Source organism: Sphingobacterium paludis (genome assembly GCF_004364125.1).
Lineage (GTDB): Bacteria > Bacteroidota > Bacteroidia > Sphingobacteriales > Sphingobacteriaceae > Sphingobacterium > Sphingobacterium paludis.
Genome location: NZ_SNZV01000004.1, coordinates 141,622 through 165,575, shown reverse-complemented (window position 1 = coordinate 165,575; position 23,954 = coordinate 141,622). Strand labels below are relative to the sequence as shown.

Below are 23,954 nucleotides of genomic sequence, written 5' to 3'. Positions count from 1 at the left end.
TCAATTCGCATTACTCACTACGCACTACTCCATACTTTGTACTAAAGACTGCTTCGACGTCGTTCCATCCTTCTCGCACTGACACGCGCTTCCATCAGGTAACTAAACCCGTCCGCAAAGTATAAATATCAAAAGGGGGTTGCATGCGTACATACAACCCCCTCGGATACTATATCTTACCTTTTTTACAAACTAAATTTATAGATAGACTTTGTTGTATATGTCTGGCCGGGCGCTAAAACCGTTGATGGAAAATTTGCTTGGTTTGGCGCATCGGGAAAATGCTGTGTTTCCAGACACAATCCTGTGCGAAAGGCATCTTTCTTGCTGTTCTTCAAGGTTACCTTCTCTGCCATGAAATTTCCGCTATAAAACTGCAAACCGGGCTCTTCCGTATAGATATCCATCTTGATGCCCGTTTTATCGCCGATCAAGGTAGCAGCATGGTTCAGCTTATCAACCTTATCGCCGCGTAGCACAAAGTTATGGTCATATCCTCCGCCGTAGCGCAATTGCTGATCCTGCTGGTCGATATCCCGACCAATTGCTTTGGCCTGCGAAAAATCGAAAGGCGTTCCTTTCACAGCAGCCAGTTCTCCAGTTGGAATCAAGGTGCTGTCAACCGGCGTATATTGGTCTCCGTAGATCTGTAAGCTGTGATTCAGGATCGTGCCACTACCCTCGCCGTTGAGGTTAAAGTATGCGTGATTGGTTAGATTGACTACCGTCTTCTTATCTGTTGTGGCGCTGTAGGCTATCTCTAGCGCATTGTCGTCGGTAAGCGTATAGGTTACCGTCATGGCAATATTTCCGGGGAAACCTTCATTTTTATCGGGCAATGTATACGAAAACGTCACGTTGTTATCGCCTTCCTGCTTTCCCTCCCAGGCGGCAAAATGCACCCCTTTAAATCCTCCATGCAACGTGTTTGCACCATTGTTTACAGGCAAAGTATACTGCTCGCCGTCCAATGCGAATTTGCCTTTGGCTATGCGATTGCCAAAAGGGCCCACTATTGTGCCATAGTAAGGTTCTTCCGGATTATTGTAATCAGAAGCTTTATTAAATCCCAGCACAACATCGACAAGGTTGCCATCTTTACCAGGCACCCAAAGCGAGACAATCCGGGCTCCAAAATTTGTGAAGGTCGCTTTTGCTCCCTTGCTGTTCTGCAAGGTAAACAACTTTGCTTCCTGCCCATCTATCGTCGCGGCAAAACTGCTGTCTGAAAGCTGTGTATCCGTCGTTTTATGAGCTTGATTTTGGCATGCCGACCAAGACAGCGCTGTCGCTAAGCCAACTAAAAGGAGTGTTTTTTTCATCATGGGAATAAAAAAGGTTTATAGTAATATTTCGGTTCCATTGGAAGGAACCACTTTAATAGCGGTCAGATCCAAACCAAATTTTGCTTTATATACTGGCGTCAATCTGTCAATCAACAGGTCTTGAAAGGATTTCTTCACCAAATTGATGGTACAACCGCCGAAGCCGCCGCCCATCATCCGCGCACCAAGTACCTCCGGAAATTCCTGCACATAATCTACCAAGAAATCCAATTCCGGACAGCTCACTTCATACGCTTTGCTCAAACCAGTATGCGCGCGAAATAGCTGCTGACCGAGCTCCTCCAGATCTCCACGTTCCAAAGCGGCACAGGCATCATTCAGGCGTTGGTTTTCTTCCACCACAAAACGACATTTCGTATATACATCCTCATCAACAGGTTTAACAAGTTCGTCCAGCATAGCTATGGAAACATCCCTCAGGCTATTGACGTCGGTGTATTTTGCTTGCACGAAGCGAACACCTTCTTCACAGGATGCTCGCCGATCATTGTAGGCCGATGAAGCTAAGGAATGTTTCACATTGGTATTTAACAACAAAATAGCATATTCGCCAAGCTCCAACGGTGTATAACTAAAAGACAAATCACGACAATCCAATTTCACAACATGGTCGGCCTTGCTCATTACCGAGGCAAACTGATCCATTATACCACATTTCACGCCTGCATAGGTATGTTCGGCCAACTGCCCGATCCGTGCAATATCAACACGTTGCAACTGCAAATCGAAAAGAACATTTAAAGCGAACCCTGCAGCACACTCTAAGGCAGCAGACGAGGAAAGCCCGGCGCCAAGAGGCACATCGCCATCAATATACATATTAAATCCTCCAAAGGTGAGGTGTCGTTCTCGCAACTGCCCGACGACACCCAACACGTAATTCGGCCATCCTTCTTCTACTGGACGAATATCGGCTATGGAAACCTCAAAATAGGCCTTAAAATCTTCGGCATAAAGACGAATAAGATCGTCTTCCCTTTTGCCAACGGCCACGTAGATAGCTTTATCGATAGCAGTAGGTAAAACAAACCCTTCGTTGTAATCGGTATGCTCGCCAATAATATTTATTCTTCCTGGCGAACGCACGATGTGCGTAGGCATACTATCGAAAACCTCGTTATATCTAGTTTTTATTTGTTCTTTGGAAATCATTTTACTTTGCTTTGTAATGTACCGTTGCTTGTTGTTTCAACGTGTTGGCGGCTTGTTCTGGGGTAATATCGCGCTGCGGATTAGCCAGCATTTCATAACCGACCATAAATTTCTTTACCGTAGCCGAGCGCAGCAGCGGCGGATAAAAATGCATATGCCAATGCCACTCCGGATGATCTCCGCTGTTAACGGGTGCCTGATGCATACCTGCTGAATACGGGAACGAGGTTTTGAAAATATTGTCGTAACGGATAGTCAACTCTTGCAAGGTCTTAGCAAAATCTTCCTTCTCTTCTTCGGTAAATTCCAAGATGGAGGGCACCGCGCGTTTACTGATGATCATAGTCTCGTAAGGCCAAGCGGCCCAAAACGGCACGAGCGCCACGAAATGGGTGTTGTTAACAATAATGCGTTCATCCTTTTTCAACTCTAATTCAAGATAATCTTGGAGAAGTGTACGACCTTTTCTTTGGAAATAGTCCGCTTGCTGTTCGCTTTCTTTCTGTATTTCCACGGGTGTGGAACTTTGTGCCCAAATCTGTCCGTGCGGATGCGGATTGCTACAGCCCATGATGCTGCCCTTGTTCTCAAATATTTGAATATATTTTATCCAATCGTGCTGTGCCAGCTCTTGAAATTCACGTTGCCAAAGATCGACAACGGCTTGAATTTCTTTTGCGCTCATTTCTGGAAGGGTAAGATCATGCCTTGGCGAGAACGATATAACTTTACATATCCCGCGTTCGGCTTCCGCCTTTAGCAGGTCTTCCTCGTTAAAAATGTCTAGGGCTGTATCCGCTAACAGGGCAGAAAAATCATTAACAAAGACAAAGCTATTGTTATATTCTGGATTGACGGTACCATCTGCTCTGGTATTGCCAGGGCATAAATAACATGTAGGGTCATACTGCGGACGATTATCAGGCGCTAAATCCTCCACTTGTCCTTGCCACGGTCGTTTGCTGCGGTGTGGCGATACTAAAATATACTCCCCTGTTAATAGGTTTTTGCGTTTATGTGGTTGTTCTGAAAAATTAAGCATGGCTAGATTTTTATAAATATCTTCTTTTTAAATTAGAAAACAAAAAAAAGCCTATGAAAAACATAGGCTTTACAAGAATTTATCTATTTCTTACGACACAAGGGGTTTATCGCCTTTAATAAGCTCGAATATGGTAATCTCTGGTAAAATGCCTACTCGGCCCGGATATCCCAAAAATCCATAACCTACATTGACATAGAGCTTTTTATTTTGCTCTTCATACAGCCCTGCCCACTCTTTGTAAATATACTTCGCCGGACTCCATTGGAAATGTTCGCCACGCACACCAAATTGCATCCCGTGGGTATGCCCAGCAAACATAACATCGATATCGGTATCAAGAACCTGAGCACGCCAGTGTGATGGATCGTGCGACAGCAATAATTTGACGGCTGATTCCTCGGTGCCTTGCAAAGCTTTCGCAAGGTCACCCTTTTTTGGAAAACGACCTGTGCCCCAATTTTGGACACCCACAATTGCCAGTTGTTCGTTACCTAGCTTCAGAGATCGATTCTCGTCCATCAATAGATCCCAACCCATTACCTTATGCGTATCAATCAGGTCTTTCAAATTTTTCCGCTTGGCAGGCGAGTCTTCCTTTCCAAAATAGTAATCACCGTAGTCATGGTTTCCTAATACAGAAAACACGCCCAGATCAGCCTTCACTTTGGTAAAGATGTCTTGGTAATCACGCATTTCCGAAGCCACATTATTTACGAGGTCTCCAGTAAAAAATATCGCATCGGGCTTCTCTCCCAATAACATTTCCACACCGCCCAACACGGCCTTCTGATTATAAAAGGAGCCAGAGTGTACATCCGAAATTTGGCCGATTCGTAATCCATGGAAGGAAGAAGGTAGATTGGGCAGATAGAGCTTTTGCCGGCGGATCTTGTAGTCGTAGCCTCCGGCAATAACACCCCATGATAGTGGAAAAATTGGCAACGAGGCCACGATCAATCCTGATTTGGTCAAAAACTCGGATCGGGAAATACCATTTTTGGGCTGCTCGGGCAGTGGTGCATCCAAGGATTGTTCGGATGGTGCCGCTTGCTGCTTTTTCGCAGGCACCAAAAGCCGTGCAATCCATAAGCCGCCACGCCTTAAGTCATCAATGAGAAGTATGATGATAAAAATAAACTTGCACACAGCGGTCATAAAAAATGCCACCAAGATAACCGAGCGGTATGATAACGGCATATCAAATTTGGTAGCGATCACTAAGCCTAACAATAGACCTAGAGCATATCCCCACCATACATACGGAAACCATCTTTTCTTCACGACCTTAATCTTCGTTGCGCGCAACGCGAAGAAAATATAAAAGTCAAAGAATAGCAGTAAAACTGCATTAAATATCAACATAGTAATAAACTTTATCCTTGCGCTAGGCGCTTCAACACGTCAATCCATTTCGGATCGTCATTCAAGCTTTCCACCATAGCCACCTCTTCACCTCCCAATTCTTTAAATTCATTGGCATATTCTACCTGAATTTCGTCTAACGTTTCGATACAGTCTGCAACAAATGCAGGACTAAACACCAGCAATTTTTTTACGCCTGCACCAGCCAATTGATGAAGCGAGTCGGACGTATAAGGCTGTATCCACGGTGTCTTGCCTAGACGAGACTGGAAGCACACGGTGTAACGATCTTCCGAAAGCCCTAATTTGGAGGCGATCATGCGTGATGTGGCGTAGCATTGCGAAAGATAGCAGTAGCTTTTCTTTTCCACACGACAACTATCACAGCCACGATCAGGGCATTTTAATTCGCCCGATGGATCAACCTTTCCCAACTGGCGAACCGGCAAACCGTGATAGCTAAACAGGATATGATCGTAGTAGTCGATCTCGTGCCGCCGAGCATGGTCGGCATACGTTTCACACATCTGCTCATCATCGCAATAATTACTGACAAAAGATACCTGTGGAAAATACTGCCAGGTGCGCATCACCTCCATCACCCGGTCAATCACGGAGCCGCTGGTGGCAGAAGCATATTGCGGAAAAAGAGGAATGACGCGGATAGATTCCAGCATCATCGATTCCATATTTTTTAATGCAGCCGCAATAGAAGGGTTTTGATAGCGCATCGCAAGCTCGACATGATAATCATCCCCAAGCTCTTTTTGCAGAAGGTCGCGTTGCAGCTCGCTATAGTACATTAAAGGCGATCCGGTTTGTTCGTCCCAGATTGTGCGGTAGGTAGCGGCAGATTTCGGTGCACGCCGGGGAACAATTAATCCTTTCACCAATAGGGTTCGTCCTACGATCGGGATATCGATAACCCGGGGATCCATCAGAAATTCTGTCAAATATCTACGCACATCGGGCGTGGTGGGGGCATCGGGCGTGCCAAGTTGCACTAAAAGAACCCCCTTCGTCGCGCTCTTACTCATTGATACAAAAATAATTATTATTTAAAGGAACCGGGGAAAGGCATTTGAAAATGAGAATAACATGACGTTCTAAAGCTGTTCCAGCGCGTGTTTCACATCTTTCATCAGCCACATAGGCGTGGATGTAGCGCCGCAAATACCAATGCGTTCGTCAGGGTGAAAGTTTGCTGCATCAAGTTCGGCCGGATCCGAGATAAAGTAGCTATTAGGGTTAGCCTGCTTGCACACGTCGTAGAGTACTTTACCATTCGAAGACTTTTTCCCAGATACAAAGACTATCTTGTCATATTGGCGTGCAAAATCACCTAAATCCTCATACCTATTTGATACCTGCCTGCATATTGTATCGTTGGCCTTTACTTCATAGCCGCGTTTTAAAAGTTCTTCCTTAATGGCATAGAATTTATCGACACTTTTTGTCGTTTGACTGTATAATGTAAATGAAGCGGGTAGTTCTGCTTGATCAAGCTCCTCCAAATCTTGAAAAACCAACGCTTCGTTATTGGTTTGTCCCTGCAATCCAATAACTTCGGCATGGCCATGTTTACCAAAAATCAAAATCTTCTCCTGATCGTCGTAAGATGTTTTGATGCGGTTTTGCAATTTCAACACAACGGGGCAAGATGCGTCTATTAGCGTGATATTATTCTCCAGCGCTGTGCGGTATGTTTCAGGGGCTTCCCCATGCGCACGAATCAACACCTTTTCGTTACGCAATGCCGCAAGATCCTCATGCGCGATGATCCGCAAACCTTTGGCTTTTAGACGAGCAACTTCTTCATCGTTGTGGACAATATCGCCTAAGCAATATAAATAACCATCTTCTTCGAGGATTTCCTCGGCCATATCAATGGCATACACCACCCCAAAACAAAAGCCAGAGTCCTTATCGATCGTTACTTGAAGATTTTTAGCCATATACAAAGTTACGCATTACACGGTATATTCAAATGAATTTACTAGTTAAAACCTTTTTTCGAGGATTTCGTTTCGTTTACTAGATATAACGGATCAAAAAAATTCATCTGGATTTGAACTTTAATGTTTAAATTTATTTTTCACTAAGTCATCGGCCTATGCGAACGCTTTATCTCCAATTACTCAGCATGATGCTACTTGCTTTCCCCGATGCGTATGCTCAAAATACGAAGCCATTTACCTTCAGCGGAAAAATCGATAGTACAGAAAATGCATTGTATTATTTCCACTATAAAAATCGTGATTCCTCTATAACCGACAGCGTATACCTTGACAAGGATGGTGGTTTTCAAATAATTGGTCGTTTAAGCGAACCAAGTCGGCTATTTATCGGTATAAAAGATAAGTATGACCCGCGTGTTGTGGGTTTTTTCTCGGTCTACGAAACCTGGCTGGAACCGGGGAAAGATATTCGTTTTCATGGTTTTAAAAATTGGAAGAAAGGGGCAAAAAATTTCCAGATTTGGGATTCTGCGCTAGACAGCCTATCTCGGGTACACCTACGCGATACCAAAAATTTAGACAAAGCAGCTAGCAAGGAATACGACGAGGCTTTTATAAGCGGACATCCTGACTCCTACTATGCGCTTTTTGCACTGCAAGGACTTGTTTCTTCTCCGCATCCCGACTGGAGCTATGTGAAAAGTACCCTACCAAAATTTGCAGAACATTTTCAATCCACCCACTTATATCAGCAAATCACGAATAGGCTGCAGGTCGCGGAAAAAACAGCCATAGGTGCGGCTTTCCCTGACTTCGAGCTACCTAATGAGCACGGTAAGCCAGTCAAATTCTCTGATGTACAAAAAGGGAAGTATATTTTGGTAGACTTTTGGGCGAGTTGGTGTGGACCATGCCGAGCAGAAAACCCCGATCTCACAAAAGCATATCGGCGCTTTAAAGACAAAGGTTTTGATATCATAGCTGTCTCGCTTGATAAAGATAAAGCAGATTGGTTGAAGGCTGTGGAAGAGGACAAACTAGAATGGACGCAGGTCTCTGATCTAAAAGGTTGGGACGATGGTTATGCTAAATCATTATTTATACATGCCGTTCCTGATAATTTTCTGCTTTCGCCTGAGGGAAAGATAATAGGCAGGAATCTTCGTGGAAAAGAGCTGGAACAAGCCCTGACGAAGCACCTCGAATAGTTTTCATGCATTATGATTTCGGATAGACAAAGAAAACCCGGATCATACAACCCGGGCTTCTCACTACACTTTACACTTGCTTAATTATATCCTGCGTTTTGCGCCAAATTCGGGTTTAATACACGCTGATTGTTTGGAATTGCAAACAGCGTTTTATTAATATCTGTAGGCTGGTGATCCCACCAAGAATCAGTATGGAAACGACCAAAACGGATCAGATCTTGTCTTCTAAACCCTTCGAAAATAAATTCCCGACCTCGTTCTGCGAGGAGCTCGGTCAATGTTAATGTTGCCGGAGTGTAGGCATAGGTTGGCCAATCCGTTGCTGTGTATGCTCTCTGTTTTGACGCGTTAATGAGTTCTACAGCTTCAGCAGTAGCAACGCCTGCATTTTTACGCATCAATGCTTCAGCCTTCGCAAAATACACCCAAGTCAAACGATAAAAATGCCAATCGGTGCTGTTGTAGCTCGGATGTGCGATATGCCCCAACTGATACTTGTTAAAACGAACGCCACTGGTTCCTTCTCCCGTTGTCATATCGGAGGGCAAAAGTTCCGGATCGGTACCATTGCGAATCGCTTCCAAGTTTTTGCGGATGTTATCCACGAATACTACAGGCTGCCCTTGATACTCGTCATTGCTCCCTAATACCGGTTGCGTTGGATCATCAAAACGCATTTGAGGGCCGTGCAACATCCAAGCCGTCTTACGTAAATCTGCTGTAGGGAAAGTTGCATAAACACCCGGGATGACCACCGTTCCATCATTCCCATTTCTTCCGCCCCCGGTTATAGCACGCTGATTAAAGTAGAAGAAATCGGCAGTCCATTGCGGTTGGGTATTCGATTTTTGAAATTCATATGCGAGGGCGAAAATAGTCTCCTTCGACAGGTGATTATCTGGTTTGAAAGCATCGGTAATATTTGGATCGAGTGCCATTTGACCATTCTGTGCGCCTGCATTTCCGTTAATTATTTGATTTGCTGCGGCAATACAGTCGTCCCAGCGCGCGGTACCCGTCCACACCTCTGCGTTTAGATACAGCTCTACCAACATGGCATATGCTCCCGCTCGAGACATACGTCCTGTCATGGTCGCTGATAGCACTGGGATTTTCTCGATATTCTCTAAAATTTCTTTCTCAATAAAATTAAAGACCTCATTCCTTGGTGCCGTAGTGGGGCTGACTGGGACGCCGACTTGCGTTACGATCGGCACATTTCCCCATATATCCATAATCTTTAGATAATGAAACGCCCGAAAGAGTTTGAGTTCGGCTATAAACGCCGCTTTTTCCTCCTCTGTAATCCCCATGTTTGAAATATCGCGTCCTTCCAATGCTTCAATAGGAGACGTACATAAACCCATTCCCCAATACATCAGGTTCCAAGCTTGTTGTATTGATGCATCGTCACCTGTCCAGGTATGGTAGTGCAATCTAATCCATTTACCCCCGTCTTGTCCGTGCCTCCCTTTTACCGGCCAAGCGAGTTGATCTGCGGAGTATTCACTTAAGCGCCACCATCCGTCCTGACCAGGCGTAGCCCATGCATTTGCGTGGGTGTATGGCCGTAAAACGGCTGAAATAACCTCTTCACGTGTGTTATAAAAGTTTTCATTTACTAAGGTATCGTATACCTTTTCGTCCAAGTTTGTGCAGGCACTTGTAGCCACAAGACTGGCTAACATACCTACCGTATATACTGCTTTCCTAAATTTCTTATTCATCACTTTCATTTTTTCAATGACTTTCTGTTAAAATCCAATATTCAAACCAACGAGGAATGACCGTGTCGTTGGAAACCGGTCACGACCATCTACGCCGGGATCCAGTCCGTAATCTTTCACTAAATCCGGATCATTTCCAGAGTATTTCGTAAATAGGGCTAAGTTGGTTCCTGTTACGTAAACCCGGAAATTGCGGATGCGCTCGCTGTTCAATTTAAATGTATAGCCTAAGCTTGCTTCATCTAGTTTCACGTGCGATCCACTTTCCAGATAATAATCCGAATACATATAGGTATCTTTTAAATCAGCATGTTTAGTGAAGGCATCATTGATCACGTTATTAGGAAGAGAAACAATATTTCCATAAGAAAGCTGCGTCGTATTCAAAATATCGTAGTCAAATTTCCCGCGGAAGAATACACGTAGATCAAAATTTTTGTACCTGACTGTATTGGTGAGGGATAAGTAATATTTTGGCATAGCATTGCCAATGACAGTTAAGTCATTGTTTGCGACATCTGTACTGGAATCATTGATCTGATCGAACGGCACTGCAGAACCGTCGCGCTTATAGAATAGCCATTTACCATCTTCGGTAAAGCCGGCAAAGCGCTTTCCATAAAAATCACCAATACTGCTTCCTTCAAATGTTCGGATGGCATTACCCAAAGCGCCGAATCCGCCTATCCCAGCAAAATCCCTGAAGCTAGCTCTATAGGTATCATCTGAAAAGCTATCTAAACGATTGGAGTTAGCGCTTCCAATAAAATCTATCGACCACGTTACATTCTCGTTCCGAACAGGCACCGCGTTCAACGTTAATTCAACTCCTTTCGAAGAAATTTGTCCGACGTTGGTGAAAATTCTGTTTAAGATGAAAGATGGTTGTTGTGAGGTGTATTCGCCAAGAAGATCCTTGGTGACACGTTTGTACATATCGATAGCCCCACCAAATCTATTACCGAAAAGTGAAAAATCTACCCCCACGTTATATTCACTTTTTGTCTCCCAGCGAAGATTTGGGTTTGGGTTTCTTTCAGGCCCGTAAGTCTGCCGCCACACACCATCGGGGTTTATGTAGTTGTTGCCGGTACTCAACACAACTAAAGAACGGTAATTGGGAATGTCTTGATTTCCGGTCACACCATAACTGGCGCGCAGTTTTAGATCGTTGATAAAAGTTAAGTCTTTGATAAAGTCTTCCGAACTGAGGTTCCACGCCGCACCAACGGATCCGAAATTACCCCATTTGTTATTAACGCCAAAGCGCGTAGATCCATCGCGACGATAGGTACCTTGGATGGTATACTTACCATCGTAAGAATAGATTAGACGACCCAGAAAACCAATAATCTTATTGTCGTTTTTGTAACTGCCTATCTCTGCGCGCCCTAATGCAAGCTGATTGCCTGCACCCAAATTATTCTCTTCAAAAATATCATTTTGGAAGCCTCGGTTGGTCGCATTGAAATTTTGATTAACATCATAACGATAGCTATAGCCGGCTACTGCATTAATAGAATGTATATCATTGATTACGCGGTTGAAGGATATCGTCGGTTCGAAGGCATACCGAAATTCTAATCGGCTACTTTGCGATCCACGACCCAAAGCACCAACCTCATTTTCTACGGAGGATTCAGCAAAGCGAGAAGCATAGCTTGCGTCGACCCAAGAGTTACGTTGCACCGAACCGAATACATTAAATCGCAAATCTTTTATGATTTCATAACCTATAGTTCCAGACATTGTTGTTGTCTGCTGCTGTCTACGATCATGCTCCTCTGCTAGTCGTGCCACCTCATTTGAAGAGGTAGGTTCATAATACCAGCTACCATCCTCGTTTTTCAAAGGGAGCGTCGGATTGCGTGTATACGCCCATTCCCATCCACCACCGCTATACATCTCATAGCCCCCTCCCAAACGGTTCGCGTTATTGAAGTTGGTCACCAAATCCACTTGAGTAGTTAATCGGTCTTGAAAACTCTTCGCATTGAAGTTTGCACGCACACCGTACTCTTTACGGCTGCTCTCCCTTGCAACACTTTGCAAGTCTCTGTAATATGTGCTGGCACGGAAATTATTATTTTCCCCACCACCAGAAATGGCAAGCGTATGATATTGGCTAAAATTATTTTTGTTCAGCAATTGGTCAAATGCATCTTCACTTCCACCAAAATCTTGATCTTCAGATATTAGCCCCTCAGCGATCTTCTGTCTATACTGATCAGCGCTCATAAAGTCAAGCCTCCTTGTTATATAATCACGATTAACGTATGTCGAATAATCCAACCGTGTTTTTCCTGCAGTACCTTTCTTCGTGGTTACCAGGATGACACCGCCGTTGGCCTGTGTTCCGTAAATTGCGGCAGCAGACCCGTCCTTCAATACGTTGATCGATTCGATATCTGCTTGTTGAAGGAGGTCTAAATTACCTCCAGGAATCCCATCAATAACGACGAGTGGTGAATTGGTCCCCTCCACGGATGTCGCTCCACGAAGTTGTGCGACAGTACCTGTATTGGGATTAGAACTACCTCTGGATGTTTGTAGGCCGGCGACCTTACCTTGTAACAGGTCTAGTGCATTTCGTGCTGCACTGGAACGAAAATCCTCTGCTTTGATATTGGTGGAAGCCGCTGTAATTTCAGATTTCCGCGCCGTACCATAACCTACGACAACCACTTCATCCATACTCCGGCTATCTGTACGCATCACCACCTGCAAATTCGTAGAATTTCCTATTTTGACTTCTTCCGGCTGATAAGCGATATAGGTAAATTGCAAGACATCGCCCGTTTGGGCTTGAATGCTGAAACGACCATTCTGATCGGTAGAGCTGCCTTCTGTTCCACCTTTTACACGAACGGTTACCCCGACAAGCGGGCTTTGATCTGTGGCACTAGTAACAACACCGTTAATGCTGCGTTGCTGCGCATAAGCTATTCCGCCGCTATACACGCTAGTGAATAGCAAGAGCAGAAAGCACATGAATGGCCGAGCATTCGTACACCGGCCTCTTCTTCTCAAGTTTAATTTAGTCATTATTTTGGGTATTAGATTTTCTTATGGTTCCTTGCATTTTTCAATGGTAAGCCTTACAGAGACTAATTTTGGAAAATCGTTTTAGCTATATTTAAACACAGGTTTTTGTTTTACATCTCGTGATAATCCTTGGTATTTACAAGTTAGTGGATGTAAATTTAGGCTTTCGGCGGTGTTCAAATTGTGAATAAAATCCTAACGACTTGTTAACAGATTGTTAATAGTTGTATATTTTGAATAGGTGGGCCTAGTCGACTCGCCGAACAAATATAAAGAAGTAGGTTGGGGAGATTATCTGTGCAGAGCACATAGCTGCCCTTAAAACCAGGCTTTCAACAGGTTGTTAAGGGAAATCGTAACGATAGCGGTACTGTTTAAGAGGACGATTGGGCTGGGGGGCGGAGCTACGCACGCGCAAATATGCTATGCGAAAATGGTTTTGGAACAATACGTATGTTGCAAGCCAAATGGCTTGCATTCTAATGAAATTACGATACCAATGAATTTTTCACCTTATCTAAATCACTATAGATAGAGTTTTGGGATATAAACTCCGGTACAATAGCTTTGAGTTGTTTTACGACCTCTCGCTCGGTCTGTTCATCACGGTCATGCTCCGACTGAATATAAACACACATCTGCTCAATTTGTAAGCGTTTCGCCAACAGATCGGTTGCAGACACCTGGGCAATCATAATTTTGGGATGATGTGTGGCGATGGTATTTTCGTTATTAGCAAGCAGCTCTTCATAGATTTTCTCGCCCGGACGAAGCCCCACTATTTTAATATCGATATCTTGCGGATACCGGTACCCTTTCAGTTTGATCATACGCTTCGCCAAATCCATTATCTTGATGGATTTGCCCATATCGAATACAAATATCTCTCCGCCATGGCCCATCGTGCCGGCCTCTAAAACCAATTGGCATGCTTCTGGAATGGTCATAAAATAACGCGTAATATCCGGATGCGTAAGGGTAAGCGGGCCACCACGTTCCATTTGCTTCTCAAAAAGAGGTATCACAGATCCATTAGATCCTAAAACATTACCAAAACGCGTTATAATGAAATTGGTACCACTGCGCGCATTACAGGAATTAACATAAATTTCTGCGGCGCGCTTGCTTGCTCCCATAATATTGGTGGGGTTGACAGCCTTGTCTGTGGAGATCATAACAAATTTATACGCATTAAACTCCATGGCCAAATCTGCCATAATGCGACTACCATACACATTCGTCCAAATAGCTTCATAAGGATTATCCTCCATGAGGGGAACGTGCTTGTAAGCCGCTGCATGGAAAATAACTTCGGGCTGATATTTTTCAAAAATCCTGCGCATAAATATACGGTCACGTACATCGCCGACAACGAAGTGACTGCTTTCCGGATGCTGCAAGTGAATAACTTGCTGCAAGTCATAGAGCGGAGATTCAGACTGATCCAATAAAATTAAGCGCTTATAATCCAGTCCTGCGATTTGCCGAGCCAGTTCGCTTCCTATTGAACCGGCTGCACCCGTCACGATAATCGTCTTACCATTTAGCTCCTCTTCCACAATCGGATTATTGAGCCGAATAGGCTTTCTGCCCAATAAATCCTCGATTTGCAGCTTACGTATCTGTCTTTTTCCACCTCCGTTTAATAACGACCGTCCCGGTTGCATTATTTTTAGCTCCATATTCAGATGTTGAAAATGATCGGTAACACGCGCTAGACGTTCCGGATCATTATTCTCTACGGCGATAATAACCTCGTCAATATCATGCTTTCTGATATATTCTTCATCAATATCCGAGATATGCAGAATACGAATTCCTCGTGAATTTTTTCCAACTACGTTCGCCTTATCTTCTACAAAAGCAATGACCTTATTTTTCGCACGAATATCATCGGTTAACATCGCGTAAGCAACAAGTCCCGGACGAGATGCGCCGAATATAAGAACATGTCTGCTTTTACGTTTCGTGAAAAACAATATTTCGTATAGCTGCCTATAGGCAACACGCGCTGCAACGAGCATCACCATCGTAAAGAAGCCATGCGTGAAAATCAATGCATAAGACTGACGAAGGTAGTCGCTAATGGCTGTATCTTTTGGAAAAAACTGACGTATGATGAAACTGACCACAAAAATTATCATGCAGGCCAGCCAGACCGTCTTGAAGATACGTATAGCTTCACTCAATCCGGTATGCCTAACAATATCTTTGTACGTAGCCATGAATAAAAACGACGCGGTATACGCCGCCAAAATCAACAGACTCTTTTTCACCATCAACTCGACGTCAAACAGCCCCGTAAAGCTATTGACAATGAAGTGAGACACCATGTAGCAACATAGCACTATCAGTACATCAAGCAACAAAATAACCCATCTTGGATTATCTTTGCGCAATCTTCTCTTTAATAAAGCTAGTTTCATGTGTATGCTTACGCGTTAAGATCCTTTCCCACTTTTATTTCTGCCCTACCACCTACCGCCAAATGTCAAATAAAAAAGATTTGCTCAAATTAGGAGTTGATGGCAAAAAGGGCACATAGCTGCAATACTACGATAACCGTGAGGGCAGCTACTGACCACAAGTTACGTTCCGCAAATGAGGCACGGATATAGCGTTTTCTTAAATTCTCCATTTTTCAAAGGTAGATTACAAGGATAATCTATTTCCCAATGAAGCAATAACTATACCGAACTACATTTGACCAAATGTAGGCATCTTAATTCGTCATCAAAAACTAAAATTCAAAAATACAAAATGCGGAGCGTGCTAAAACGATTTCAAAATCTGCTAACACATCTTACCTACCTAGCTTAGAATTTAGGCAAATACACGGTCATGGAGGTTTTTGCTTTCCATTTGAAAAATGTACATTTTTTGATTAAATATCACGATTCTGTTCCCGGGTTAGAACACACAAACGTTTAGATAGAACGGTTTGATTTCAGCGCTTGATATGAGGCTACGGGATGTTAGCGCGCGAGAAGATCCTATTTATATTTCAATATGAGCTCTACCCTACTACTCACCTGCAATTTTTGGTAAATATTGCGGGTATGATATTTTACCGTATCAACACTTACAAACAAGGTATTGGCCACCATTTTGTATGAAGCGCCCCCCTTCAGCATGGATACAATCTCGATTTCCCGGGGGGTTAACTGTTCTGTTTTTCGGTACTTCGCACTACTTTGCGACGGTGTAAAATGGTTGAAGACCAACCGTGCCACCTGCGGACTCATGACCGACCCACCGTTCATCACCTCCAGAAGTCGTTCTTCGATCTGAGGCAATGGAGTTCCTTTTAATAAATAACCGGAAGCTCCTGCACAGAGTGCCTGAAATACAGCATCTTTATCTTCTATAACCGTAAACATGACGACTTGCACTTCTGGGGCTCTTCTTTTTATATACCAGGTGGTTTCAATACCGGACTTCCCGGGTAGCCCAATATCGCTCAACACAATGTCTATCGGTTGCGACTTCCAATCAGCTATCAATGCTTCATACGAATTTGCAGTAAGTTGGAGATCGAAAAACTTGGAGATGCTAAAGAAACTTATTAATAGATCCAGTAGATGTTGCCTATCTTCTACAATTGCCAAACCGTATTTTCTATCCATTCTTAATTGAAGTTACGCTATGGCCATGCACGCTTTGGCGTATATGAAACAAAAAGTTTGAACGTGCGGTATAGACATATAGAAACTAAAATTCATGATAAGCAGCCTAAGCGTGAATCTATTCACGCTTAAGGATCAAAGTCAACCAAGGATTATCGATGATGCCAGGCCGAAACTACCCAACTTTGATATGGCTAAAATCGCATCTCACCTTATTCGACTGGATAACTCTATTTTTTAATTATTCTCTTTATTGTGCTATCGTTATAACCGCCCGGCTCAATCGAGGGTCATTGTAGAACATATTGGCCACTCCACCTTTATAGTCAACAACTAACTGCGAGGCAGGCACACTAAATTCTCTGACCAGGACATTGTATATCGCCTCTGCACGCTCTCGACTAAGCCGCTGATTTGTTGTTTTACTACCTGTGCCACTATCAGCATATCCCATAATTTGATAGCGGATCTCGGGATTTCCTGCTTTTATCACTTTTGCTAAGAAGCCTAAGTTCACGCGGGCCTCGTTACTAACGGTACTCTTATTGATAGGAAACGTCACCAAAATAGGTGCTGCAATCATATTTTTTTCTACGACAAGATCCGTTACTGTTGTGTCTTTAGCATTTGCCAATTGCTTACGCAGGTTTTCGTTGCTTTGCGCCAATTCGTTGATGCGATCGCGAAGTGCATTGATTTCCGCTGAATTGTCGTAACGAATGGTTGTCGTCGTTTCTTTATCCCAAGTTCGCTTATTGAATTTGTATACCAAACCCACTGCCGCTGTCAACATTCCTTCGTCCTTACGGCCGCCTTCTTCCCCATCAAAGCGATCATGCACCAAACTACCACGAAGATCGAGCGATAAATCCCAGGAACGATTTAATCGGAATTTATTAAAAAGACCCAAATTTGCGCTGACCTCATTTGCTACCGGTTCTTCCCAAGTAAACATATACCCTATACCCACATATGGACTGGCTTCATAGAATCGATCCAGCCGATATCCACCGAAAAGGTTTGTAAAGTTAAAAAGGACGTCCGCGTGGGCATTCAGATATTTAAACTCTTGATTAAATAAACCTTGTGAAGCATCGTATATCACGCCTGTAGAATGGCTACCATTTTGCGTAACCCCTTTGTTTTGAATACCATTTAGCGCTAAGCGAGCACCTATACCCGGTGTAAACCACTTTCCCGCATGCAATTCAAATGCCGGAACCAAACGATCACCAAAGTTCATTTGCCTATTGTGGTCACCATAGAAATACTGCACCCCTACACCTGCTCCGACAAACCAATTATCCACAAATCTGTTGGTAACGACTCGGTACTTGTCTGTGCTGACCTCAACAGTCGAATCAGCAGCGACACCTTTAGATTGCGCCGCAGCGCCCGAAAACACAAAGGTTAGAGCAAGACAAAGTATTAGTATTTTCATACGATGGTAATTTAAGTGATCAAATTTCATAGCAGATTTGCTTATCAAAGATAAACAGAATAAATATAATTATTCAAAAAAAAGGCGCAAAAAGTATACCAATAATAATAGGGCATCGAAGCGCGTGGGGCATAGCTGAAAAGTGTTACTATATGTTCGCAAACTTTTGAACGATGGAATTCAAGATCTGTGTATAACCATCTCATTCGAGAAAAAAAACGAAGTTTTTATGGCATAGAGGCAAGGATACCGCGCAACCAGTGGCGGGGCTGGGAACGATTTACGCATCGATCAAAGCCGTTGCCTGTTGACGCAGGTAAGGGAGCACAAAAAAACGCTATCTGGAAATTCTTTTGTTAGGAATAATTGCTGTGGGTTGTAGATCACGAATCTGTATTTTTAGCGTCCGTCCTTGACCCTTTTGAAATACGTGTCCACCAGCGCGTGTCGTTCTTTTAACCACTTAATAAGGCTGACAGTCGATACGCTGTATTTTTTCGAAGCTTCTTCAAGTAAAAGCTCCCCACAAACTATTTTTAGAATAATCTGATCCTTTTCCGTGTCCGTATACCTATTATGCATCATTTGCCTTACCTACACACATGTAATGCGTAATGAAAATTAAACATCCCCAGAAAAAGTTTTTATAGGCATTTCAAATATATACTTTTCGGAAGCACGCTACAATGTCCAACCTAAGAAGTAAATCAGAATGTAGCGAAAATCCTACATATAGTGGTTAGCAATCAGCCCATCTTATTTCTGGTCAAGATCCCCGTTAGCTCCTTTCAGGTTTAGATTGGCGAGTATACTGCATACATGCGCGCTAAGGGAGCTGCTTTGAAAACTATTTTTAAACAGCTGCATGATTTTTTTAAATAAGTAGAGACGCCCAAAAAGCGTCTCTACATCATTTCCCCCCAAATTCTACCTCACCTTCCTTTTTTCTAATCACACGTTTCTTTCATCCGGCTCGTGCATATGACCTGCGATTTATACAGAACATCGAACCCCTCTATATCAATCCCCTGTATAGGGCTCGCTGCACGAGTTTCTATTTTTTGTTGTATTTGCCAATCGTAATAACGGCTCTGCTCAAACGCGGATCGTCGTAAAACATGTTGTCGACACCGCCTTTATGATTAACCTCCAACTGGCTTGCTGGAACGGCAAACTCGCGTACCAGAATGTTGTAAATAGCTTGGGCACGTTCCTTGCTTAGCCTTTCATTCGTAGATTTAGATCCCGTTCCCGCGTCAGCGTAACCCATGATACAGTACGTCATATCCGGATCGCTTTCTTTAATAACTTTAGCGAAAAATCCAAGGTTTACACGAGCCTCATTGCTCACTGTACTCTTATTGATTGGGAAAGTAACTAAAATCGGAGCGGCTAACATATTTTTTTCATCGACAACCACTTCTGTAACTGTCTTGTCTTTTGCTTCGGCTAACTGTTGCTTTAAGGCATTGTTATCCCGGGCAAGCTCATTAATTTTGTCACGTAAGGCGTTTAGCTCTTTCTCATTCGTGTAACGAACAACTGTTTTGATATTGGTATCCCATTTAGATTTCCCAAATTTATAGACAATACCCACAGCAGATGTTAACATACCCTCATCTTTCCTTCCGCCCCGCTCACCATCAAAACTATCATTCACTAGGCTACCACGCAAGTCCAAAGTCAAATCCCAAGAATCACTTAAGCGAAAGCTATTGAATAAGCCGATGTTTGCACTAACTTCTTTTGCTTTGGGTTCGTCCCAAGTATACATGAGACCCAAACCAACATAAGGACTGAGTGTGTAAAACCGGGTTGGGTTATACCCAGCAATTAAGTTGTTCAGATTAAACAACACATCGCCGTGAACATTAATGTAATTAAACTCTTGATTGTATAAGAATTGTGAAGCATCATAAACTACACCTGTAGAATGGCTACCGTTTTGCGTAACACCTTTGTTTTTAAGACCATTTATCGCAACACGCGCACCGATACCTGGCGTAAACCACTTTCCAAGATGGAATTCATAAGCGGGCACGATTCGATCTCCAAACTTCATTTGTTTGTTATGATCGCCATAAAATAGCTGAGCACCAGCTCCAGCTCCTATAAACCAGTTTTGGAAAAATTTGTTTGTGATTACTCTATGCTTATCCGAAATAACTTCTACGGTCGAATCCGGAGTTGAAACAACTGTTTGTGCAGAGGCCGCAAAGACACAAAATGAAACTCCCAGAGTCAATAAAATTGTTTTCATGAATTGATATTTTTCTTCTTATGTACACTTTAGTTTATTGCTTATTTCTCAAACCAACCACACAATTATCGTCACAAGCATCAATGCGACAAATTTATACATTAGAACTTTCTATCCCTGTCAGCTTACAACTACATCTCAAAGTTTATAAATTCTTGTAGAAGAATAACTACAGAGAAAACCACAAACACCCTCTAGAAGCACTATCTAAAACCCTGTCAGGTTGTGCGGGTAAAAAATTAACCAAAAAAATAAGAAAAGAGCGCAATTTCGTATAAGTATCGTTGACGAAAGCGAATCGCTGGAAATGTTGTTCCAAATCCAGTCGGAAGTCAGTCTACATGCTTATTGACGGGGCATACTTTCTCATGACGACATGGCACGGCACTTCACCTGGTGGTTAGCAGGATAATAAAAGAATAGCCGTGAAACCGAAAGGGTGATAGCTTTTTCCGGACCTATTAAGAAAGAGAGAAAGACGGAAGGATTTGGAAATCTGTAAAATATAATTTCTTTAGTAACAAAAATGCCCCGTGTGCAAAAAGATACACACGGGGCAACAGCTGTTGAATGGTCGTTTTATCGCTGGAACAAGCGCCTGAAGAAGCCTGTTAATCCAGCTTTTTCTTTTTGGTAGCCATAGCCGTAGCCATAACCGTAACCATATCCGTAGCTAGACTTCAATTTCCGAATACCATTCAGCAAAATTGCCATATTATTCAATTTGCCTTTTCTATAGATCTTTTCGATTTCTGGAAGCAAGCGGCGATCCATTGCGCCAGCACGCACCACAAATACTGTCAACTCGGAAATCCTATTCACGACAGCAGCATCAGCCACAAGATCAATCGGCACATTATCTACAACGATATAACGATAGCGCTCTTTCAATTTCGTGATCAACACATCCAGGCGTTTGCTTAAAAGTAACTCCACCGGATTTGGCGCGATCACCCCTATTGGGATAACATCTACACCATTACCTACGTTTGCCTTATAAGTAATATGATCTAATGACACTGCTGGATCAGCAAGAAAATGTGTGACACCTTTCACTGATCCTAGTTTTAGATGATCACTCAAGGTTCCTTTGCGAAGATCTAAATCGAGCAACACGACATTTTGCAATAGAAATGTCAAGCTGGCAGCCAGATTTATTGCGGTGAATGTCTTTCCTGCACCCACATTAAAAGAAGTGAATGTGATAACGCGAATCTCGCGCTCGGCTGAAGACATAAACCCAATATTGGTGCGTAAAATACGAAATGCTTCGGTGGCAGGATCTCGTCCCTGCTCATTGACGACCACGTCATCGTTGGCCCGCATCGTTTGTCTAGAAAAGGGTATTTCACCCAAAAACGGAACGGTAACCGCTTCCTCGATATCTTTCCGACCATTTACTTTCGTATCCAGCAGCAGCAGGAGCAGCAATACGACTGCAGGAAGTACAACTCCAAATCCTACCCCAGTCATCACTTTACGAGCTTTGCTTGGATAGATAGGGCCTTCGCTTCCAGATGGTGGATCCACGACACGTAAATTGTCGTCGGTCATGGCCTGATTCAACGCATTTTCCTCGCGCCGATTTAAGAGCAAAATATAAAGTTCTTCCTTCACCTTCTGCTGACGTTCGATGGAAAGCATCATGCGCTGTTTGGCCGGCAAAGATTGTGCTTTGGCACGGGAAGCAGCTTCCTCCTGTTGCAAATTTCGTATTCGAATGCGCAAGCCCATAGCTGCATTATCTACCGAACGGGAAATGTTATCACGAATGGCGCGCAAAGCGGCGTCCATATCTTTCACTATCGGATTTTCTGAGTTGTCGCCGCTTACCAACCGGTTTCTTTTCAACAACACCTCGTTGTATTCCGTGATTTGGGATTCAATATTATCTTCTACCAGTCCCGTATTGCTTGGAATCAGGTCGTTTCGGTCTACGTCATTTTCTATTCGCTGCCGCATGAGCTCCACCAAGCGCAACTGCGTTTCTATGCCCCGTGTAGTGGATTGATACTCCCTACTTTCACCCCAAAAGACTCCTGTAGCGGTATTCACATCCATACCCTCATTACGGGCCTTCATCTGCTCGAGGTCCGTCTCTACCCCCCCCAGCTCATCTTCAATGATGGCAATACGATCCTTGATAAATTCAGCTGAGTTTTTTGCGACACGGTTTTTATCTTCTACCGTTTCTTGATTGTAGACCGAGACCAATGTCGATAACATGTCGGCTGCACGCTCTGCCGACACATCTTCCAGAGACATTTGCAGGAGCGAAGCATCATCTTCCATCTGTTCGATCCGCATCCGGCTTAAAAAATAGCCGACCACGGACTCCATCGCATTCTTTGACACCGTAACCTGTTCGCCATAATACGATGGTGTAAAGTGCTTCGTGCTGTCTACAACCATATTTCCGAAGGGGGTTTTTATTTCCTTTCCGATAGGAATCGTGGTGTAACTTTCAACATCACCATCTACTGTGGCAAAACGTACTGTTGTAGAGTCTATTGCTGTCAGGGTAAACGAGAAGTTGCTTTCCGGTTTGATGTTTAAGAACTTCACCTCGAAAGGCGATTTACGGTACAGCTCAACCTTGCGTAATCCCTGTTCCACGGAATAACTGATGTCGGTGCGTAACGAGCTTATCGTATTACGCATCAGTTCTTTCGAGCGCAGTTGCAAAATCTCTCCCGCCACATTTACCGTATTATAATACGAGTTTAAACGTGTGGCACGGCTAACGCTTAGCGTATTGGCCGTACTTTTAATCATGACGGTCTGTGAGCGGCTGTAAAGAAACTGCGTTTTACTGTATTCGTAATAATAATAGCCTCCAAACAATAGGACAGACAATACAAACCAATACCAATGCAGCAATAGATACTTAATCAAATCGATCAAGTTTAGCGATTTACCTTCTTTCTCTCGACTTTCGATATAAGGATTATAATTCGTGTTATCCATAACGAAATTACAATTAGTTTTTCATCAAATTTAACAATGTTAATACCATGGTCGTCACACCAGTAAGTAGTCCAAAATAGGTCAACGTTTGCGTTTCTCGTGGTGTCATTTCTCCCGAACGAGGCTCTACATACACGATATCGTTTTGCTGTAAATAATAGGTAGGTGAATTGAAGATATCCATTTTCTCAACATCATTCATATACATTTTTCGTCCTCCGGCCTCTTCGCGGATAACGGCAACCTTATCGGTTTTAGCATTCGAAGTCAATCCGCCTGAGCGTGTTATGGCTTCAAGCAAGGTGATTCGCGAATCAGGTACATCCAACACGCCGACGCTCCCTACAGCCCCCATCATCGTAATCTTGAGGTTCATGAGTTCAATCTTAATGACGGCATCACTGATCAGCTTTTCCTGCACCACCCGATCTCGTAGCAAATCACGAACACCGTCCAAGGTCATGCCTTCAACGTTTAAGGTGCCCAACACCGGAAACTCTATGTTTCCCTCTTGATCTACAAGATAGCCTTTGTTCGTGTTTGCTGTAGGCACATTTGTCACAGCACCTTGGGACGACACGTTGTATACGCCTCCGTCGGGGTTAAACGGTATCGCCAGTTCTGGATTTTTCGATGTAATTTGGATACTGAGGCGGTCGTTCTTTTGCACACGGAGCGGTGGCACGAGTGTTGTGTTATAGACCTTGTCGGGCTCCATATCCTTTAAATAGACTACTTTCTTCGGCACAATGCACGATTGAAAGCTAATAAGACATAAAGCGAAGATAATGATTACCGTATTTTTCATCTTAAT

At 43.4% G+C, this 23,954-nt stretch carries 16 protein-coding genes; 1 reads left to right on the top strand and 15 read right to left on the bottom strand.

Annotation, left to right across the window (positions count from 1 at the left end; all coding sequences use genetic code 11):
- Positions 1-185 precede the first annotated feature (185 nt).
- The 6 genes from B0I21_RS08915 to B0I21_RS08890 form a co-directional block, all read right to left on the bottom strand.
- Positions 186-1,325, bottom strand: coding sequence for an aldose epimerase family protein (locus tag B0I21_RS08915; protein ID WP_243835999.1), 1,140 nt, complete (start codon positions 1,323-1,325; stop codon positions 186-188).
- Positions 1,326-1,340: 15 nt separating this feature from the next.
- Positions 1,341-2,498, bottom strand: a complete 1,158-nt coding sequence (galK, locus tag B0I21_RS08910; RefSeq protein WP_133640130.1) for a galactokinase — start codon at positions 2,496-2,498, stop codon at positions 1,341-1,343.
- Between the two features lies 1 nt (position 2,499).
- Entirely contained in the window at positions 2,500-3,540 is a 1,041-nt protein-coding gene (locus B0I21_RS08905) for a UDP-glucose--hexose-1-phosphate uridylyltransferase (RefSeq protein ID WP_133640129.1), read from the bottom strand.
- A gap of 90 nt (positions 3,541-3,630) precedes the next feature.
- On the bottom strand, positions 3,631-4,905 hold the full coding sequence (locus B0I21_RS08900; RefSeq protein WP_133640128.1) for a metallophosphoesterase: 1,275 nt from the start codon (positions 4,903-4,905) through the stop codon (positions 3,631-3,633).
- An 11-nt stretch (positions 4,906-4,916) separates the two neighbouring features.
- Complete coding sequence (gene hemH, locus B0I21_RS08895) at positions 4,917-5,942, bottom strand: ferrochelatase (protein ID WP_133640127.1); 1,026 nt, start codon at positions 5,940-5,942, stop codon at positions 4,917-4,919.
- A gap of 69 nt (positions 5,943-6,011) precedes the next feature.
- Positions 6,012-6,860, bottom strand: a complete 849-nt coding sequence (locus tag B0I21_RS08890; RefSeq protein ID WP_133640126.1) for a 4-hydroxy-3-methylbut-2-enyl diphosphate reductase — start codon at positions 6,858-6,860, stop codon at positions 6,012-6,014.
- Between the two features lie 158 nt (positions 6,861-7,018).
- Between B0I21_RS08890 and B0I21_RS08885 the strand changes: the two genes are divergently transcribed.
- Positions 7,019-8,071, top strand: a complete 1,053-nt coding sequence (locus tag B0I21_RS08885) for a TlpA disulfide reductase family protein (protein WP_133640125.1) — start codon at positions 7,019-7,021, stop codon at positions 8,069-8,071.
- Between the two features lie 80 nt (positions 8,072-8,151).
- Here the strand turns inward: B0I21_RS08885 and B0I21_RS08880 are convergent, their stop codons facing one another.
- From B0I21_RS08880 to B0I21_RS08845, 9 genes are all read right to left on the bottom strand, one after another.
- A complete protein-coding gene (locus B0I21_RS08880) occupies positions 8,152-9,801 on the bottom strand; it encodes a RagB/SusD family nutrient uptake outer membrane protein (RefSeq protein WP_243835998.1) in 1,650 nt (549 codons plus the stop codon).
- Positions 9,802-9,828: 27 nt separating this feature from the next.
- Positions 9,829-12,846 (bottom strand): SusC/RagA family TonB-linked outer membrane protein, encoded by a 3,018-nt coding sequence (locus B0I21_RS08875; RefSeq protein WP_243835997.1) that lies wholly within the window; start codon positions 12,844-12,846, stop codon positions 9,829-9,831.
- 488 nt (positions 12,847-13,334) lie between these two features.
- Positions 13,335-15,272 carry a polysaccharide biosynthesis protein gene (locus B0I21_RS08870; RefSeq protein WP_133640123.1) on the bottom strand — a complete coding sequence of 646 codons (1,938 nt, stop codon included), beginning with the start codon at positions 15,270-15,272 and terminating at the stop codon, positions 13,335-13,337.
- Positions 15,273-15,361: 89 nt separating this feature from the next.
- Positions 15,362-15,484 (bottom strand): hypothetical protein, encoded by a 123-nt coding sequence (locus B0I21_RS20470; protein WP_262708486.1) that lies wholly within the window; start codon positions 15,482-15,484, stop codon positions 15,362-15,364.
- 355 nt (positions 15,485-15,839) lie between these two features.
- Positions 15,840-16,472, bottom strand: a complete 633-nt coding sequence (locus tag B0I21_RS08865) for a response regulator transcription factor (RefSeq protein WP_133640122.1) — start codon at positions 16,470-16,472, stop codon at positions 15,840-15,842.
- Between the two features lie 250 nt (positions 16,473-16,722).
- Complete coding sequence (locus B0I21_RS08860) at positions 16,723-17,913, bottom strand: OmpA family protein (protein WP_133640121.1); 1,191 nt, start codon at positions 17,911-17,913, stop codon at positions 16,723-16,725.
- A 1,054-nt stretch (positions 17,914-18,967) separates the two neighbouring features.
- Positions 18,968-20,173 (bottom strand): OmpA family protein, encoded by a 1,206-nt coding sequence (locus B0I21_RS08855; protein WP_133640120.1) that lies wholly within the window; start codon positions 20,171-20,173, stop codon positions 18,968-18,970.
- Positions 20,174-20,752: 579 nt separating this feature from the next.
- The gene (locus B0I21_RS08850; RefSeq protein ID WP_133640119.1) at positions 20,753-23,140 is read right to left on the bottom strand and encodes a GumC family protein; all 2,388 of its coding nucleotides are present in this window, start codon (positions 23,138-23,140) and stop codon (positions 20,753-20,755) included.
- Between the two features lie 13 nt (positions 23,141-23,153).
- Entirely contained in the window at positions 23,154-23,948 is a 795-nt protein-coding gene (locus tag B0I21_RS08845; protein WP_133640118.1) for a polysaccharide biosynthesis/export family protein, read from the bottom strand.
- Positions 23,949-23,954 lie beyond the last annotated feature (6 nt).